The 18,210-nt window shown below is 69.0% G+C and carries 13 protein-coding genes and 1 tRNA gene; 12 read left to right on the top strand and 2 right to left on the bottom strand.

The window, feature by feature from the left end:
* The first annotated feature begins 54 nt into the window (after nt 1–54).
* The 4 genes from J2853_RS23415 (at nt 55) to J2853_RS23400 (ending at nt 8,069) form a co-directional block, all read left to right on the top strand.
* Entirely contained in the window at nt 55–1,440 is a 1,386-nt protein-coding gene (locus tag J2853_RS23415; protein WP_307561339.1) for a glycine--tRNA ligase, read from the top strand.
* Nucleotides 1,441–1,609: 169 nt separating this feature from the next.
* Nucleotides 1,610–3,367 (top strand): immunity 49 family protein, encoded by a 1,758-nt coding sequence (locus J2853_RS23410; RefSeq protein WP_307561337.1) that lies wholly within the window; start codon nt 1,610–1,612, stop codon nt 3,365–3,367.
* Between the two features lie 686 nt (nt 3,368–4,053).
* Nucleotides 4,054–6,702 carry a pyruvate, phosphate dikinase gene (gene ppdK / locus J2853_RS23405; protein WP_307561335.1) on the top strand — a complete coding sequence of 883 codons (2,649 nt, stop codon included), beginning with the start codon at nt 4,054–4,056 and terminating at the stop codon, nt 6,700–6,702.
* Nucleotides 6,703–6,836: 134 nt separating this feature from the next.
* Complete coding sequence (locus tag J2853_RS23400; RefSeq protein WP_307561333.1) at nt 6,837–8,069, top strand: deoxyguanosinetriphosphate triphosphohydrolase; 1,233 nt, start codon at nt 6,837–6,839, stop codon at nt 8,067–8,069.
* Nucleotides 8,070–8,103: 34 nt separating this feature from the next.
* On the opposite strand, the gene J2853_RS23395 is transcribed toward J2853_RS23400, so the two are convergent.
* A complete protein-coding gene (locus J2853_RS23395; protein ID WP_307561331.1) occupies nt 8,104–8,874 on the bottom strand; it encodes a M23 family metallopeptidase in 771 nt (256 codons plus the stop codon).
* A gap of 293 nt (nt 8,875–9,167) precedes the next feature.
* Here J2853_RS23395 and dnaG point away from each other — a divergent pair, with 293 nt between their 5' ends.
* The 6 genes from dnaG to J2853_RS23365 all read left to right on the top strand — a co-directional run bounded on the left by dnaG (nt 9,168) and on the right by J2853_RS23365 (nt 15,917).
* Entirely contained in the window at nt 9,168–11,018 is a 1,851-nt protein-coding gene (gene dnaG, locus J2853_RS23390; RefSeq protein ID WP_307561329.1) for a DNA primase, read from the top strand.
* 152 nt (nt 11,019–11,170) lie between these two features.
* Nucleotides 11,171–12,307 carry an RNA polymerase sigma factor RpoD gene (gene rpoD, locus J2853_RS23385; RefSeq protein WP_110695389.1) on the top strand — a complete coding sequence of 379 codons (1,137 nt, stop codon included), beginning with the start codon at nt 11,171–11,173 and terminating at the stop codon, nt 12,305–12,307.
* A 308-nt stretch (nt 12,308–12,615) separates the two neighbouring features.
* Nucleotides 12,616–12,762: a hypothetical protein gene (locus tag J2853_RS23380; protein WP_307561324.1), complete on the top strand. Its 147-nt coding sequence runs from the start codon at nt 12,616–12,618 to the stop codon at nt 12,760–12,762.
* A gap of 22 nt (nt 12,763–12,784) precedes the next feature.
* Complete coding sequence (gene efeB, locus J2853_RS23375; protein WP_307561322.1) at nt 12,785–13,999, top strand: iron uptake transporter deferrochelatase/peroxidase subunit; 1,215 nt, start codon at nt 12,785–12,787, stop codon at nt 13,997–13,999.
* A gap of 161 nt (nt 14,000–14,160) precedes the next feature.
* Nucleotides 14,161–15,459 (top strand): MGH1-like glycoside hydrolase domain-containing protein, encoded by a 1,299-nt coding sequence (locus J2853_RS23370; protein WP_307561320.1) that lies wholly within the window; start codon nt 14,161–14,163, stop codon nt 15,457–15,459.
* Nucleotides 15,456–15,917, top strand: a complete 462-nt coding sequence (locus tag J2853_RS23365) for a hypothetical protein (RefSeq protein ID WP_307561318.1) — start codon at nt 15,456–15,458, stop codon at nt 15,915–15,917. The genes J2853_RS23370 and J2853_RS23365 overlap by 4 nt, the downstream gene beginning before the upstream one ends.
* A 97-nt stretch (nt 15,918–16,014) precedes the next feature.
* Here the strand turns inward: J2853_RS23365 and J2853_RS23360 are convergent, their stop codons facing one another.
* The gene (locus J2853_RS23360) at nt 16,015–16,332 is read right to left on the bottom strand and encodes a YtxH domain-containing protein (RefSeq protein WP_307561316.1); all 318 of its coding nucleotides are present in this window, start codon (nt 16,330–16,332) and stop codon (nt 16,015–16,017) included.
* A 174-nt stretch (nt 16,333–16,506) separates the two neighbouring features.
* On the opposite strand from J2853_RS23360, the gene J2853_RS23355 reads away from it, so the two are divergent.
* Nucleotides 16,507–16,582 (top strand) — tRNA-Asn (locus tag J2853_RS23355).
* Nucleotides 16,583–16,910: 328 nt separating this feature from the next.
* The gene (locus tag J2853_RS23350; RefSeq protein ID WP_307561314.1) at nt 16,911–18,041 is read left to right on the top strand and encodes a nitric oxide synthase oxygenase; all 1,131 of its coding nucleotides are present in this window, start codon (nt 16,911–16,913) and stop codon (nt 18,039–18,041) included.
* The last annotated feature ends 169 nt before the right edge of the window (nt 18,042–18,210 follow it).

Genomic DNA, 18,210 nt, shown 5'->3' with positions numbered 1-18,210 from the left:
CTGGAGACCCAATCACTTCCTCGCCGACCTCCAGCCGGATGGAGATTTTCCCTTATGGCACGCCGTACGGACATCATGGACACCATCGTCAGCCTCTCCAAGAGACGCGGGCTTGTGTATCCCTCAAGCGAGATCTACGGCGGCCTGCGCGCGTCGTGGGACTACGGTCCGCTTGGCGTGGAGCTCAAGAACAACGTGAAGCGGCAGTGGTGGAAGAGCGTGGTGCAGGGCCGTGACGACGTGGTCGGCCTTGACTCCTCTGTGATCCTGGCCCGTGAGGTGTGGCAGGCCAGCGGCCACGTTGAGACCTTCACGGACCCGTTGACCGAGTGCCAGTCGTGTCACAAGCGCTACCGCGCCGACCACCTCGAAGAGGCCTACGAGGAGAAGCACGGCAAGCCGCCGGTGGGCGGCCTGGCCGAGATCACCTGCCCCAACTGCGGCAACAAGGGCTCCTTCACCGCGCCCAAGCAGTTCAGCGGTCTGTTGAAGACCTACCTGGGCGCGGTCGAGGACGAGTCCGGCCTCGCCTACCTGAGGCCGGAGACCGCCCAGGGCATCTTCATCAACTACCTCAACGTGCAGCAGTCGGCGCGCAAGAAGATCCCGTTCGGCATCGGCCAGATCGGCAAGTCGTTCCGCAACGAGATCACTCCGGGCAACTTCATCTTCCGCACCCGCGAGTTCGAGCAGATGGAGATGGAGTTCTTCGTCAAGCCGGGCAGCGACGAGGAGTGGCACCAGTACTGGATCGACGAGCGCTTCCGCTGGTACACCGACCTGGGCATCAACAAGGACAACCTGCGGATCTACGAGCACCCGCAGGAGAAGCTGGCCCACTACGCCAAGCGGACCGTCGACATCGAGTACCGCTTCAACTTCACCGGCGGCGAGTGGGGCGAGCTTGAGGGCGTCGCCAACCGCACCGACTTCGACCTGACCGCGCACGGCAAGGCCTCCGGCACCGACCTCAGCTTCTTCGAGCAGGACACCGGCGAGCGTTACGTCCCCTACGTGATCGAGCCCGCGGCCGGTGTCGACCGCGCCACGCTCACCTTCATGATGGACGCCTACACCGAGGACGAGGCGCCCAACGCCAAGGGCGTCATGGAGAAGCGCACGGTCATGCGCCTCGACCACCGTCTCGCGCCGGTCAAGGTCGCGGTGCTCCCGCTGTCGCGCAACGCCGACCTGTCGCCCAAGGCCAAGGACCTGGCCGCCCAGCTCCGCCGCCGGTGGAACGTCGAGTTCGACGACGCGGGCGCGATCGGCCGCCGCTACCGCCGCCAGGACGAGATCGGCACGCCGTTCTGCATCACCGTCGACTTCGACACCCTTGAGGACCACGCGGTGACCATCCGCGAGCGCGACTCGATGGCCCAGGAGCGCGTGGCCCTCGACCAGGTCGAGTCCTATCTCCGCCAGCACCTCAACGACTGATCCTCACGATCCGGTCTTCCGGTACGGCTCCCGTCACACAGGCGGGAGCCGTACCTGTATGTGTGCTCCGTCCGGTCACGGGCCGCCCCGTCCTGATCGGTCGGCGGGAAGCCCGCGATCAAGAGATCACTAGGCTGGGGTCACAAACGGGGATGCGGGGAGCGGAACAGTGCGGATAGAGCGGCACCGGGTGGGCGAGGCCGTGGTCGCGGCGGCCCGCGAGGACTTCACCAACAGGATCGGTTCGCAGGTCCGCTCCATGTCGAAGGCCGGCCCGATGACCACCTGGGAGTGGTGGCTGATCTCGAAGGAGTTCCTGGACTATCTGGGCGCGCTCTCGGTCGAGACGCCCGACCTTGACACCCCCGAGGCCAAGGCGGTCCTCGAGGACGCCGCCGAGGCCGCCGCGGGTGCCGTGGCGTACGCCGCGTACTACCCGCACAACGACTTCCAGGTCTTCCTCAACTACGTGAACTTCGGGGTGGGCTACGAGTCCGGGTCCGAGGGCACGCGGGAGTCCGTCACGGCGGACCAGTGGCTTGACGCCTTCTGCCTGGCGGTCCTGTCCGGCAAGGCCGAATGGCACGGGGAGGCCTTCCACTTCGCCCGCAAGCCGCCCCAGGAGGGCGGGGCCGGGCGTCCCGCCGTCGAGCTCGTCAACGGCCTGATGGCGTACGTCAATGGGGTTACGGGCGACGACGCGGACCACCCGCCGTCCAGGGAGCGGAAGCTCGCCGCGCTCGACGCCGCGCTCGCCCGGATCCGCACCCTGGACGACGAGATCGGCGAAAGCCTCCTCGACCACCCGCGGAGCACCGCGCTCCACGCCCTGCGTGCCCTGACCGCGGGCGATCCGGAGGCCTTTCGCACCGGATTGGCCACGCTGCTGCTTCCGTACAGCGCCCTCCCCGGCCCGGGTGCCACGCCCCGCACCCTGCTTCCCCTCCTCCCGCTCGCCCTGGCCGCTCTCGCCTACCGCCGCGAGGGCTGGCAGCCGCCGATCGACACCGGCTATCTCCCGCGCGCGCTGGTGACCGGATTCGAGTCCGCGGGGCCGCGGGTCCAGGAGTACGGCCGCAACAGGCGTCCGGAAGCGGTCGCCGCACTGGCCACCGGGCCCGTGGTGTTCGAGCGGCCAGGCAATCCCCAGGTCCTGAACCCGGAGAGCCTGGTCCTGGTGGAGCGGTACACCGAGGAGGCCTTCACGCCGGTGGCCGGAGAGCCGCTGAAGGCCTGGAAACTGTCGAGCGCCGTGAACTACCAGAAGATCCTCTTCCAAAGACGTGCCTCGCTGTCCGCCGATGTCACGGACCCGCAGGTGGAGAACCTGCGCCTCGCCTCCCAGTTGGGTGCAGCACTCTTCCGCACCACCCTCGCCGAGCCCGGCACCGACGTCGACGTGACGATCAACGGCCAGGCGCTCACCTACCCCGCGTACCACGGGGATGAAGCCGGGCCCGGTCTCTGGCACACCGCCACGAACCTCGCCCTGATCACCGGCGCACGTGAGGACCTGGCCCCGCTCGTCCTCGCCGGCTCCATCGTCCTCGGGAAAGACAACTCCGCTTTCGCCTCGTATCGCCAGGCCCTCCACGACTACCTGCGAGGCGCCGCCCCCGAGCCCGCCACGGACCGGGCCCTGCTCGACTGTGAAAAGGCCAGGACCTGGGGTTTCTTCCCCCCGCCGGCCGTCCTGTTCTCCCAACTGGTCGAGGGCGACGAGGAGAGCTTCAACCTGGCCCTCCTCGACGCCCTCACAGCCCACCGCGACCACCACGAGGTCGCCGACCGCGCGGACGATCCCGACGCCGCGATCAACCTCGACATCCTGGCCCTGGCCTGTCATGCCCGCCGCCGGGGCTGGAACATCCAGGTCACCTCCCCCTACCTGCCACCCCGTCTCCTTCACGAGGCCGAACCTCGCTGAAGCGGCGTTCCGCGGTCGGCCTGCGGTGGTCCTACGGCGCCCTGCGGTGGTCCTACGGTGTCTTTGCGGCGCCCCGCGGTCGGCCTGCGGTGTCCCTGCGGCGTTCCGTAGCCGGCCTGTGGTGTCCTGTGGTGTCCTGTGGTGTCCCCTTCGCAGGCCGGTGTGCCGCACACGCGGCCGCGGGCCGGATCGCTCCGCTGCGCCCTCCCCACCGCCTCGGCTCCCTCCGCCCTCGCCGCGCCTCCGCCGTGACCGGCAGGTGTCGGCACCTCACCGGGGCCATGCCGTGGCCATACCGGGCCATGCCGGCCCCGGCCCTCGTCGCGTTCGTCGCCGCGACCCGGCCTCCCGCGCGGGGAGAACACGATCCGTACGCGGAGACAATCTCCGCCGGCCGGGATGATCGCGCGGTCGACGGCGGCCCTGTACCACAGGGCCTGAACCTCCCGTGAACGTGTTTGAATGCTGAGAAGATTGGTTTACACCAATTGGTTTATACCAATTCTCGGGGCGGGTGATATGGCGATTGATTTTGTTCTGATGTGAATTGGAGTAGACCGCTCCATGGGGTATGAGCTGGGGAAACGCCTTTTGGTCTAGTTAGTGACGTTTCGTCGCGTCCTTCGTCGGTAGAGTCCGAAGAGAGGCGGAACCAAACGCCGTTTGAAGTCGAAGAAGGAGCGGCCGTGCCCAAGTATGTTTACGACTTCACCGAGGGCAACAAAGATCTTAAGGATCTGCTCGGCGGTAAAGGCGCCAACCTGGCGGAGATGACCAATCTCGGATTGCCGGTGCCCCCCGGCTTCACGATCACCAGTGAGGCGTGCCGCAGGTTCCTGGAGGAGGAAACCCTTCCGGAGGGCCTGGAGGAGGAGATCGCCGAGCACCTGGACGCGCTGGAGAGCCGGATGGGCCGTCGCCTGGGCCAGGCCGACGACCCGTTGCTGGTGAGCGTGCGCTCCGGGGCCAAGTTCTCGATGCCGGGCATGATGGACACGGTTCTCAACATCGGGCTGAACGACGAGTCGGTGCACGGCCTGGCGAAGCAGGCGGGCGGCAACGAGCGCTTCGCCTGGGACTCCTACCGGCGTCTCATCCAGATGTTCGGCAAGACGGTCCAGGGCATCGACGGCGAGCTGTTCGACGCGGCCCTTGAAGAGCTCAAGGGCGGGCGCGACGACCTGGAGCTGGACGCGGCCGACTTCCAGCGCCTGGTGACGACCTACAAGGGCATCGTCGCCGACCAGACCGGCGAGAATTTCCCCGCCGACCCGTACCTGCAGATGCGGATGGCGACGAAGGCCGTCTTCGAGTCCTGGAACGCCCCGCGCGCCGTCGTCTACCGCCGCCAGGAGCGCATTCCGGCCGATCTGGGCACCGCGGTCAACATCTGCTCGATGGTCTTCGGCAACTGGGGCATGGACTCCGGAACCGGCGTGGCCTTCACCCGGGACCCCGGCACCGGCCACCAGGGCGTGTACGGCGACTACCTGCAGAACGCCCAGGGCGAGGACGTGGTCGCGGGCATCCGCAACACCATCTCCCTGCAGGACCTCGAGGGCATCGACAAGCCCGTCTACGACGAGCTCATGCAGATCATGGACAAGCTGGAGAACCACTACCGCGACCTGTGCGACATCGAGTTCACCGTCGAGCGCGGCAAGCTCTGGATGCTCCAGACCCGCGTGGGCAAGCGGACCCCGGGCGCCGCGTTCCGCATCGCCGTGCAGCTGGTGGACCAGGGCATGATCGACATCGACGAGGCCCTGAGCAGGGTCACCGGCGCCCAGCTCGCCCAGCTCATGTTCCCCCGGTTCGCCAAGGACGCGGAGAGCGCGGTGATCACCAAGGGGATGAACGCCTCGCCGGGCGCGGCAGTCGGCAAGGCCGTCTTCTCCGCCGAGCGGGCCGTCGAGCTCGCCGCCCGGGGCGAGTCCGTCGTCCTGGTCAGCCGCGAGACCACTCCCGACGACCTGGCCGGGATGATCGCCGCCCAGGGCGTTCTGACCAGCCGCGGCGGCAAGACCTCGCACGCGGCCGTGGTCGCCCGGGGCATGGGCAAGACCTGCGTGTGCGGCGCCGAGGAGCTGGAGGTCTCGGCCGCGGAGCGCAGGTTCACCGCGCCCGGCGGCATCGTGGTCTCCGAGGGAGACGTCATCTCCATCGACGGCACCAGCGGCGCCGTCTACCTCGGAGAGGTGCCCGTGGTCGCCTCCCCGGTCATGGAGTACTTCGAGGGCTCGGGCGAGGTCGGCGACGAGGACGAACTCGTCCAGGCCGTGCATCGCGTCATGTCCCACGCCGACGCGTCCCGGCGGCTGGAGGTGCGGGCGAACGCGGACAACGCCGAGGACTCCGCCCGGGCCCGCCGGTTCGGGGCCCAGGGCATCGGGCTCTGCCGTACCGAGCACATGTTCCTCGGCGACCGCCGCAGGCTGGTCGAGGATCTGGTCCTGGCCACCTCCTCGGAGGAGCGTGAGCGGGCGCTGGCCGCGCTGAAGCCGCTGCAGGAGGCGGACTTCACCGAGATCTTCCAGGAGATGGACGGGCTGCCCGTCACGATCCGCCTGATCGACCCGCCGTTGCATGAGTTCCTGCCCGACTACACCGAGCTGTCGGTGAAGGTCGCCCTCGCGGGTGACCGGGCGGAGGAGAAGGACCGCAAGCTGCTCGCCGCGGTCAAACGACTGCACGAGCAGAACCCCATGCTGGGCCTTCGCGGCGTACGGCTCGGCCTGGTCATCCCCGGCCTGTTCGCCATGCAGGTCCGGGCGATCGCCGAGGCGGCCAAGGCCGTACCGGGCGCTCACGCGGAGGTCATGATCCCGCTCGTCGGCGCGGTCCAGGAGCTGGAGCACGTCAAGGAGGAGGCGCAGAAGATCCTCGCCGAGGTCGGGGTCGAGGCGCTGATCGGCACGATGATCGAGGTGCCGCGCGCGGCGCTGACCGCCGGGCAGATCGCCGAGGCCGCCCAGTTCTTCTCCTTCGGCACCAACGACCTGACCCAGATGACCTGGGGCTTCTCCCGCGACGACGTCGAGGCCGCCTTCTTCTCCAAGTATCTGGAGCTGGGCGTCTTCGGGGTCTCCCCGTTCGAGACCCTGGACCGCGACGGCGTCGGCAGGCTCGTCCTGCTCGCCGTGGAGGAGGGCCGCAAGACCCGTCCCGACCTCAAGCTCGGCATCTGCGGCGAGCACGGCGGCGACCCCGACTCGATCCACTTCTGTCACCAGGCCGGCCTCGACTACGTGTCCTGCTCGCCGTTCCGCATCCCGGTCGCCCGGCTGGAGGCGGGGCGCGCGGCCCTGATCCGTACCGGCGCGGACACCCGCTAGCGGCGGACCGTCGCGATCCCGTGGGTTCGCGGTGTCGCGACGGTCTCATCCCAGGTGGAGGCGCGCCTGGTCACCAGGTGTTTTCTCGCCGTTCGGCGTGGACTGACCCTTTCCCGGATAAAATCACAGCACTTATGCATGGTTACGACGAACACGACCAAGCCCGGTGGGTGCCGGAACCGCCCGGCAACCCTGAGAGACGCCCGTTCGAGCGAGATCGGGCGCGGGTGCTGCACAGCGCGGGACTGCGCAGGCTCGCGGCCAAGACCCAGGTGGTCGGTCCGGGGGAGACCCTCGGCAGCGGGCAGCACATGCCGCGCACCCGCCTGACCCACTCCCTGGAGTGCGCGCAGATCGGCCGGGAGATGGGCGAGACGCTCGGCCTGGACCCCGACCTGGTGGAGACCGCCTGCCTGGCCCACGATCTCGGGCACCCGCCGTTCGGTCACAACGGGGAGACCGCGCTCAACGACCTCGCCGCCGGATGCGGCGGGTTCGAGGGCAACGCGCAGAGCCTGCGCCTGCTGACCCGGCTGGAGGCCAAGGTCGTCACCGAGGACGGCCGCAGCGCCGGCCTCAACCTCACCCGGGCCTCGCTGGACGCCGCGATCAAATATCCGTGGACCCGCGAGACGAGCGCCAAATACTGCGTCTACGACGACGACATGGCGGTCTTCGACTGGATCAGGGAGGGCGCGCCCCCCGGGCGGGTCAGCTTCGAGGCCCAGATCATGGACTGGGCCGACGACGTCGCCTACTCGGTGCACGACCTTGAGGACGCGCTCCACTCCGGGGACGTCGTGCTGGAGATGCTGCGCGACCCGGCCGAGCGCCGCGAGGTCTGCGCGACCACCCGGGCCTGGTACGCCCCCGACGCCGATCCGGGCGAGCTGGAGGAGATCTTCGGCCGTCTGGTCGCCCAGCCGCTCTGGCCCCGCCACTTCGACGCCTCCCTCGCGGACCTCGCCGCGATCAAGGGCCTCACCAGCGCGCTCATCGGCCACCTCTGCAGGTCCGCGCAGGTCGCCACCCAGGAGGTGTACGGCCCCACCGTGGGCCGCCACAGCGCCGACCTGATCGTGCCGAGGACCACCCGGCTGGAGTGCGCGGTGCTGAAGGGACTCACCGTCCACTACGTGATAACCAGGGACGCGCACAACGCCAACCGGGCCAGGCAGCGCGAGCTCATCCGCGACCTGGGCCACCTGATCATGCTGGGCGCGCCGGGCACCCTGGAGCCGGCGCTCCGTCCCTTCTTCACCAAGGCCACCACGGACGCCGGACGGCTCCGCGTGGTCATCGACCAGATCGCCTCGCTCACCGACACCTCGGCGGTCACCTGGCACCGGGACCTCTCAGGACGCTGAGAGGCCCCGCACGCCCCCTTCGGCTCCCAGACGGTCAGGGCGGCGGCCCGATGGGGTCCAGGGTGATCTGCGGCACAGGCTTCGGCGGCCTCTTCGTCGGCTTGCGGGTGGGCACGGGCTTGGACGCGCACAGGGTCACGCACCTGGGCGCGGCTCCCGTCCGGTTCATCACGGCCTGCATCTCGCCCCTGGGGGACAGCGTGGGGTTGCCCTTCAGCCAGGCGTCCAGGTAGTCCCACGGCTCGACCATGCCGCGCCGTACCCACCAGAGTGAGGAATCGGCCTTCCAGGAGATCGCGAAGTAGAGGTTGCTGGCGGTGGAACGGGCGTTGCCGGAGTTGCCGACCTGCCCGAGGACCTGACCCGCGCCGACCCGGACGCCGGGCTTGATCCCCGGAGTGATCGAGTCCAGGTGGCCGCCCAGGTAGCGCACGCCGTCGTCTCCGACGACCGTGACGAACCGGCCCTCACGATCCGGCCCGCGGTCGGTGGAGGGCGTCCACCGGTTCTGGGCGTTGGTCTCGTAGACCACGCCGCTCACCGGGGAGACGAAGGAACATCCCTTGCCCGCCCAGATCGTGGTCTTGGGCAGGACCAGCAACCTGCTCTCGTAGGTCACCTTGCAGCCCTTCACCGGGAAGGCGTAGGTGTACTGGGAAAGCTTCGGAGGCGGCACCCGTACCGGGGGGTCGGCCTTGGGCCGGTCCACCGCCGTCTGAGGAACGGGCGTCGCCGTCGGTGTCGCCGCCGGAATCGTCGCGGTGACCAGGTCCGTCGGCGTCGGGATGGCCTCCTCCGCCGACATGGGGACCGGAGGCAGCGTACTGATGCCGGGTACTCCACCTGGTGACGCGCAGGCCCCCGTTACGAGGACCGCGCCGGTCACGACGGTCAATCGCGCTATGTGCCCCGATCGCATGATCTCCACCTGCGTAACATTATCGAGAATTCACCTTTACCTTTGTAACCGACCTCCTGATCGCTTATGACCGCTTCGGGAAAGTCGTCCTCTCGAATGTCCTTCTGATCCACGTTCGCGTCCCGCTCCGCGCCCGCCGTGAGCTTCGAGCTGTCGGGGCGCCGGACTAGACTCGCGGCGTGGCAGGCCGGATCAGTGACGAGGACATCGCGCTCGTGCGGGAGCGCTCGCCGATCGCGGACATCGTGGGTGAGCACATCCAGCTCCGTAACGCGGGCGGAGGAAACCTGAAGGGGCTGTGCCCCTTCCATGAGGAGAAGAGCCCATCGTTCAACGTCACCCCCACCCGGGGTTACTGGTACTGCTTCGGGTGCGCCGAGGGTGGCGACGTCATCACCTTCGTCAGGCGCCTGGACCACCTGTCGTTCGGTGAGGCCGTGGAGCAACTGGCCAACCGGGCGGGCATCCAGCTCCGCTACGAGCAGGGCGGTTACGTCCCCGGGCGGGAGCAGGGCGAGCGCAGCCGCCTGATCGAGGCCCACAAGGCGGCGGCGGAGTTCTACGTCTCGAAGCTGGCGGCCCCCGACGCCGCCATCGGGCGCAGGTTCCTGTCGGAGCGCGGGTTCGAGCGGGTCGACGCCGAGCACTTCGGGGTGGGCTACGCGCCCGCCGAGTGGGAGGCGCTCTCGCGGCACCTGATGGGCAGGGGCTTCACCTCGGCCGAGCTGATCAAGGGCGGGCTCGCCAAGGAGGGCCGGCGCGGCCCGATCGACCGATTCCGGGGACGGCTGGTCTGGCCGATCCGCGACATCACCGGTGACGTGATCGGGTTCGGCGCGCGGAAGCTGAACGACGCCGAGGACGGCCCCAAATACCTGAACACCCCGGAAAGCCCGCTCTACAAGAAGAGCGAGGTCCTCTACGGCATCGACCTGTCCAAGCGGGAGATCTCCAAGCGCTCCCAGGCCGTGATCGTCGAGGGCTACACCGACGTGATGGCCTGCCACCTGTCGGGCGTGCCGACGGCGGTGGCCACCTGCGGCACCGCGTTCGGCGAGGAGCACATCAAGGTGCTCCGGCGGCTGCTGCTGGACCAGTCGGGCTCGCACGGCGAGGTGGTCTTCACCTTCGACGGTGACGCGGCGGGGCAGAAGGCGGCGCTGCGGGCCTTCGCCGACGAGCAGAAGTTCGTCACCCAGACCTTCGTGGCCGTGCAACCGGACGGGCTCGACCCGTGCGATCTGCGCATCAGGCACGGCGAGGCGGCCGTGCGCGATCTGATCGCCAGCAGGGAGCCGCTGTTCGCGTTCGCGATCCGCAACGTGATCTCCCGCTACGACGTGAGCACCAACGAGGGCCGGCTGTCCGCGCTGGACGCCGCCGCTCCGATCGTGGCAGGGATCAAGGACAGGTCCCTCCGCCAGCTGTACGGGGTCGACCTCGACCGCTGGCTGGGCTTCAACAACGAGCGGTTCGTCATGGATCGCATCGCCGAGATCTCCGCCGTCGCCCAGCCGCAGGCACAGCGCCGCCCCGCGCCGCGGAAGGTCGCCGACCTCACCGATCCCGCCGTGCGGACCGAGGCCGAGATGCTGAGACTGGCCGTGCAGCGTCCGGCGCTGCTCGGTCCCCGCTTCGAGGCGCTCGGCGCGGAGGCGTTCACGCTCGCCGAACACGCGGCGCTGTACAAGCTGATCGTGGACGTTGGCGGTATGGCGGTGGCCGGGCAGGGCGGGCGCGAGTGGGTGGACCGGTTGCTCGCGGGGGCCGACGACGTCCTGCGCGGGGTGGTCACCCGCTTCGCGGTGGAGGAGCTCCAGGCGGACCTGGCGAACGAGGAGCGCTACGCCTCGGCCATGCTGGCGGCCCTGGAGCTCATCTCGGTGGCGCGGGCGGTCGAGCAGCTGAAGTCACGGATGCAGCGGACCAACCCGGTCGAGGAACAGCAGGAGTACAACCGGCTGTTCGGCGAACTGGTCGCGCTGGAGCAGCAGCGACGGTTACTGAAGGAACGCATCGCCACAAGCTGATGTCGTAATTAGCTTTAATGTCCGCAGGTCGATTCGACCAAACCCTAATAAGGTCTCGATCCGATAATGATCGCGGCCTTACCTTCGGTGACAAAAATAGGTCTGCCATTTAGGGGGACTAATACAGCAGACTGTCTCCCGTGGGTGCATCGGTGCTGCCAAGTGGGCCGCCATCGGTAGACCAGGTGGCCGACCTCGTCACGAAAGGAAGAGAGCGCGGAAGCGTCACGGTTGATGACGTGGCCGCCGCTCTCGACAAGTCCGAGCTGCCGTCCGACGCGCTTGAACGCGTCGTCCGGATGCTCGCCGAGCACGGAGTGGAGGTCCTCGAGCCCCAGGGCGACGAGGAGCCCACCCGGTCCGATGAGGAAGATGTCGGGAAACGGGCGCCGACGAGCGACCTGGTCCGCATCTACCTGCGGGAGATCGGTCGTGTGCCCCTGCTCACGGCCGAGGAGGAGGTGGAGCTCGCCAAGTCGATCGAAGCCGGGCTGTTCGCGGAGGACAAGCTGACCAGCGTCGTGTCGCGGCTGGTCTTCCCGGAGTTCAAAGAGCTCGTCTGGCAGGGAACGCGCGCCAAGCAGAGGCTGATTGAGGCCAATCTTCGGCTTGTCGTGTCAATCGCCAAAAGATATGTGGGACGCGGGATGCTGTTCCTGGATCTCATCCAGGAGGGCAACCTGGGGCTCATCCGCGCGGTCGAGAAATTCGACTACACCAAGGGTTACAAGTTCTCCACATATGCCACATGGTGGATTCGTCAGGCGATCACCAGGGCCATCGCCGATCAGGCGCGCACCATTCGCATTCCGGTGCATATGGTCGAAACGATCAACAAGCTGGTCCGGGTTCAGCGTCAGCTCCATCAGGATCTCGGTCGCGAGCCCGCGCCCGAGGAGATCGCACTGGAGATGGATCTCCCGATCGATCGGGTGATCGAGATCCAGCGCATCGCCCAGGAGCCGGTCTCGCTGCAGTCGCCGATCGGGGAGGAAGACTCCGACCTCGGTGACTTCATCGAAGACGCGGACGCGGTCGTGCCGATGGAGGCGGCGGCCTTCATCATGCTGCAGGACCAGCTCGACGACATCCTCGCGACGCTGTCCGAGCGCGAACAGCGCATCATCCAGTTGCGCTTCGGCCTCGCCGACGGCCACCCGAGGACGTTGGAGGAGGTCGGCCGCGAGTTCGGCGTGACCAGGGAGCGGATCCGGCAGATCGAGTCCAAGACACTGGCCAAACTCCGCCACCCGACCAGAGCTCAGATGCTCCGCGACTACCTCGACTGAGCGTCCGTCGTCTCGACGGAAAATCGAGAGTCCTTATGGCGAAGGCCCCCGGGGATCCATGATCCGGGGGCCTTCGCCGTTCCGCCGGGGCCTGTACCGGGGGCCTTCGCCGCTCCACGCGGGCCCGTCCGAGGGCGCCGGGGCGCCGGGAGGCGGGGAGGTCAGGAGGCCGGATCCGGGAGGGCCGGGGGCCGGGGGCCGGGTGATGAGAGTGGTGCCTATCACACCGTCCCGAAGGTGAGTCTGTTGGCCTTATAACTTAGGGAAAGCTAAGTTAGGGACGCCTAACTGACTATGCAGGAGCCTCCATGCCCGCGGTCTTCCGTCCTGCCGCCGCCTGCGGGGTTCCCGTCTCCTACATCAATCCGCCCGAAGACCGGTCCAAGAAACTCGCAGGCGTCGTCGACGCCCTCGCCGAGCCGATTTCCGGTCCCGTCGCGGTTCCAGCAGACTGATCCATTTCCCGGAGGGGGAGAGATGACCGAGCTCAGCCGACGCAGGCTCCTGACCGGAGCGGGCCTCGCCGTTGGCGGCGGAGCCGTCGTGGCGGCGGGAGCCGGCCTGCTGCGGCAGACGGAGCAGGCGCCGAGATCGGTCCTGGCCGCCGGCTCCGACCAGTCGATCGCCTTCCACGGCTCCCACCAGGCCGGGATCGCCACCCCCGTCCAGGACCGGCTCCACTTCGCCTCCTTCGACCTGAGCACCGACTCCCGCGAGGACGTGGTGGCGATGTTGAAGGCCTGGACGGCGGCGGCCGTCCAGATGACCGAGGCGAAAGAGGTCGGCGGCGGGGCGACCGGGGCGGAGCTGGCCCCGCCGGACGACACGGGGGAGGCCATCGGGCTGCCCGCCTCGCGGCTCACGCTGACGGTCGGCTTCGGCCCCTCGTTCTTCGACAAGCTGAAGCTGCCCAAGCCGGAGGGGCTCAAGGAACTGCCGCACTTTCCCGCGGACAAGCTCGACCCGGCCCGCAGCGGTGGGGACGTCTGCGTGCAGGCGTGCGCGGACGACCCCCAGGTCGCGGTGCACGCCATCCGGAACATGGTGCGCATGGGCTTCGGCGCGGCGTCGATCCGGTGGTCCCAGCTCGGCTTCGGCAAGACGTCGTCGACCACGCCCAACGCGCAGACCCCGCGCAACCTCATGGGATTCAAGGACGGCACCAACAACATCGCGGCGACCGACGAGCAGAAACTGGACACCCACGTCTGGGTCGGGGACGAGGGCCCCGAATGGATGCGCGGCGGCTCCTACCTGGTCGCCCGGCGGATCCGGATGCACATCGAGACCTGGGACCGCACCTCGCTGAAGGAACAGGAGGACATCTTCGGCCGCACCAAGCGCGAGGGCGCCCCCTACGGAGGCACCCGCGAGCACGATCCCGTGGCCCTGGACAAGCTCCCGATCGACTCCCACGTACGGCTGGCCCACCCGGACTCCCTGGGCGGGGCGACGATCCTGCGCCGCGGATACTCCTTCACCGACGGCAGCGACGGCCTGGGACGGCTGGACGCGGGCCTGTTCTTCCTCGCGTACCAGCGTGACCTGGAGAAGGGCTTCATCCCGATCCAGCGGGCCCTGGCGGCCAAGGACACGCTCAACGAGTACATCCAGCACGTCGGATCGGGTGTCTTCGCCTGTCCCGGCGGGGTCAGCCCGGGATCGTTCTGGGGAGCGGCACTGCTGGCGTGACGGCACGCCCGGGACGCCGGCCCGGCGTCCTGAGCCCGGACGTGGGTGCGGTGTCCCGGGCCCGGACGTGGGTACGGCGGCGGCCACGCCCACGCCGCCCTCCGGGCCACTCGGAGGACCAACCCCTGTTATCCCGGTCGATAGAAGCGCAGACTGAACAAATGGAGGCACGGGCGGCGGTAGACGACGCCGCGCTCGGGCGCGAGGCATGGTCCGTGCTCGACGCGAACTGGACGGGGGCTGCCACGGTGCCCGCGCCCGGGCTCTACCCCCATCAGTGGAACTGGGACTCCACCTTCGTCGCGATCGGCCTGGCCCGCTGGGACACCCGCAGGGCGGGAACCGAGCTGCTCAGCCTCCTGGCGGGACAGTGGCGCACCGGGATGGTGCCGCACATCGTCTTCCACCCCGCCGCCACGGAGGTCTACTTCCCCGGCCCGTCCGTCTGGCGCTCCCAGGACCACCCCGCCTCCCCCAACGAGGTGCTCACCTCGGGGCTGACCCAGCCGCCGCTGCAGGGCCTCGCCCTGTGGTGGATGTGGCGGCACACGACGGACCGCGAGATGGCCGCCGCCCTCGTCCGGCGGCTCTACCCGATGCTGGCGGCCCAGCACGACTACCTCGCCACGGCCAGGGACCTCGGAGGGGGAGGGCTGGCGGCGATCGTGCACCCGTGGGAGTCCGGGATGGACGACAGCCCCGTATGGGACGCCCCGCTGGAGGCCCTGCCCGAGGTCCGCTACGCCTACCGGCGTGAGGAACTCCCCGAACGCCAGTCCGACAGCCACCACGACCGCTACGTCTCGCTGGCCCTGCGCTACCGCGACTCCGGCTACGACGCGACCTACCTGCGCCAGGACCACCCGTTCGCGGTCGAGGACCCGATGTTCAACGGGATCTGGCTCGCCTCCTGCCAGGCGCTCGCCGAGCTGGCCCCGCTGGCGGGCGCCGATCCACGACCGTACCGGGAGGCGGTCGAGCGGATCCGTGGGGCGCTGCTGGAGCGCCTCTGGGCCGACGGCGTCTTTCACACCCGAGACCTGCGCAGCGGGCGGCTCAGCCCCGTCTGCACGGTCGGCTGCTTCGGGCCGATGCTCGATCCGGGGCTGCCCGCCGAGCGGGTGGCGGACCTGGTGAGGCTGCTGGAGTCGCCCCGCTTCATGGGCGCGGTCGGTTACCCGGTGCCGAGCTGTGAGATCCGCGCCCCCCAGTTCGACCGATCCCGTTACTGGCGGGGGCCGTCCTGGATGAACACCAACTGGCTGCTGCGGCGGGCGGCGATCGTGCACGACCAGACGGGGCTGGCGCGGGTGCTCGGCGCGGGCACCCTGCGGCTGGTACGGCAGGCGGGCTTCCGCGAGTGCTTCGACCCCTTCGACGGCAGCGGCAGGGGCAGCCGGGACTTCTCCTGGTCGGCCGCGCTCACCCTCGACCTGCTCGCGGATACCGTTGAGACATGAAGCTCTTCAACCGCATGCCGACCGAGGTCCGCGCGGCGCTCGTGCCGCCCGACCGGGCACTCACCTACGCCGCGGGCCCGGACGGCTACGTGATCGCCACGGACAGGGCGCTCTATATGGGCGGCGCCCGGCTGCCGTGGTTCGAGGTGGGTCGGGCCACGTGGGACGAGGAGGGGCTGACGGTCGTCACCACGAACGGGCAGTCGCACCGGGCGATGCTCCCCGAGCCGGGCAGGATTCCCGAGGCCGTGCGGGAGCGGGTGACGGCCTCGATCGTGGTCAACCAGTACGCCCCGCTGGACGCGCGCGGGGGAGTGCTGCTGGTGGCCAGGAAGGCCGACGACGACCAGCTCGTCTGGGAGTTCGTGTTCGATCCCGGGCTGGATCCCGCCGACCCCGGCCTGCGGGCCCTCGCCGAGCAGGCGCTGGAGGAGACACGCCGAAGCTTCGGCGTCTGAGAAGAGTTCGAGAGCCCGCGCGGCCGTGACCGGGCCGGCGGGCCCGCGGACACGCGGAAGGCCCCCGCGGGGGCCTTCCGGAGGTCTGCTCGGGCGCTCAGTAGGGGGCGCCGGTGTTCGTCTGTTCCTGAGGCCAGCCGGTGCCCGTGTCGTCGTGTTTATCGGCCTTCCAGCCGTTGGCGCCGTCGCGCATGAACGGCAGGCGGTGTCTGGCCACGTCGCTCATCTTGTCCTTCGCCACGCCGGTGGCCTTGGAGACCTTGGCGCCCACCAGGCCGGCGGCCTCCTGCACGCTGGGATTGTCGGACAGCCGGTGGGCCATCCGCTTGAGTTGCTCGTAACGCTCCCGTCCGGCGCGGCTACCCAGGACGTAGCCCACCGCGAGACCCACTCCGAACATCAATCGATAACGCATCTCCACCTCCACAGCCGGCTCGGCCGGACCCTGTCCGCTGAGCGCACACAGCTCGCCGGTTGTCTCCGACCTACCCCGGAGTATCGATGCGACACACACGGGCGGAGTGCGCTAATCTATTCCTGCGCAGCAAGGAACGGGGAAAAAACCCGGGCCGACCAGCGCAAAGAGCAATCCCGTGTAGCTCAATCGGCAGAGCAGCCGGCTGTTAACCGGCAGGTTATAGGTTCGAGTCCTATCGCGGGAGCCATCTGAAAGGCCCCGGGAGCGCAGCTCCCGGGGCCTTTGGCGTTTCAGGTGTCAGTTCTGCGGACAAATCACTGTGATTCGCAGAAAATGAGAGACGCCGTACCGTGTCACCCTGTTTACGCAGAGTGCCGCGAGATGCGGAGGCCGCGGAACACAACGATCGCAGTGGGGTAAGGGCCACTGCGTTTAGGGCACCTCGCCGCCCGGAACGGTCGTCGTGCCCGTGAGCCACATATGGGTGGTTTTCAGTGCTGACCTGGCGGAGGTCTCGGCGTCGTACGCCGGAGCCGGTTCACGGCGTCCCTGAGCGGAGATACGCGCCACCGCGCGTGGACGAGGCGGAGGCCGAGGAGTACCTGAGGTTGTTCCACGCGGAGAACCCCGCGGCGGGGCCGGTGAAGCCCCGCCTGCAGGAGGTGCGGGCCGAGATCGCAAAGACGGGAACCTATACGCACACACCCGGCGAGCTGGCCTTCGGAGCCAAGGTGGCCTGGCGCAACAGCGGCAAATGCATCGGGCGGTTGTACTGGCGCTCGCTGCGCGTGCGCGACCGGCGGCATGTGAACACGCCCGAGGGCGTCGCCGTCGAATGTGTGAACCATCTGCGGGAGGCGGCGCCCGTCCGCAGGATCCGGCCGACGATCACGGTGTTCGCCCAGGACCGTCCCGGGGTTCCGGGACCGAGGATCTGGAACGAGCAGCTGATCCGGTACGCCGGATACGCGATGGACGACGGCTCGATCGTCGGCGATCCCCGCTACGTCGACTTCACCACGATGCTGGGCAAGCTCGGCTGGCCGGGCGGTCCCGGCAGCCCCTTCGACGTGCTTCCCCTGGCGATCTCGACGGGGGACGGCCCCCCGTTGCTCTCCACGGTTCCCGGGGACGCCGTGCTGGAGGTCCCGCTGTCGCACCCCTCCCACCCCTGGTTCGAGCAACTGGGGCTGCGCTGGCACGCCGTACCGGCCATATCGAACATGTGCCTGGAGATCGGCGGGATCTGCTACCGGGCGGCGCCGTTCAACGGCTGGTACATGGGCACCGAGATCGGCGCCCGGAACCTGGCCGACACCGACCGCTACGACCTGATGCCCCTGATCGCCCGGAGGCTGGGCCTGGACATCGACAGCGACCGCTCGCTCTGGCGCGACTACGCCCTGGTGGAGCTGAACCTGGCGGTCCTGCACTCCTTCGAGCGGGCCGGGGTGACCATGACCGACCACCACACCGAGGCCAGGCACTTCCTGACCCACCTGGAGCGCGAGGAGAAGGCGGGGCGGGTCTGCCCGGCCGACTGGACCTGGATCGTCCCGCCGATGTCGGCCTCGACCACACCGGTCTTCCACCGCTACTACGAGAACAGGGAGTTGTCGCCGAGCTTCGTCCACCACCCCGACTCCCTGGAGCGAGGACTCGGTCACTGGAGCGCGACGGGGGGTGAGCCGGGAGGGACGCCGTGACGTCACGCCTGTGACGGCCCACCTCGAAGTGGGGCGCATCCGGGGTCGCCGTCGCCGTACGGCAGGGCACGTGAGGCCGTACGGCGACGGCGCGGGACCGGTCTGAGAGGTGCGGGCGGCCGCGTGGCCGCCCGCACCGCGGGACGAAAGCCCGGCCGGCCCGGCTGTC

The sequence above is a fragment of the Streptosporangium lutulentum genome (assembly GCF_030811455.1).
Classification (GTDB): domain Bacteria; phylum Actinomycetota; class Actinomycetes; order Streptosporangiales; family Streptosporangiaceae; genus Streptosporangium; species Streptosporangium lutulentum.
The sequence above is the reverse complement of the archived record's forward strand: the minus strand, read 5'-3'. Positions and strand labels throughout refer to the sequence as shown.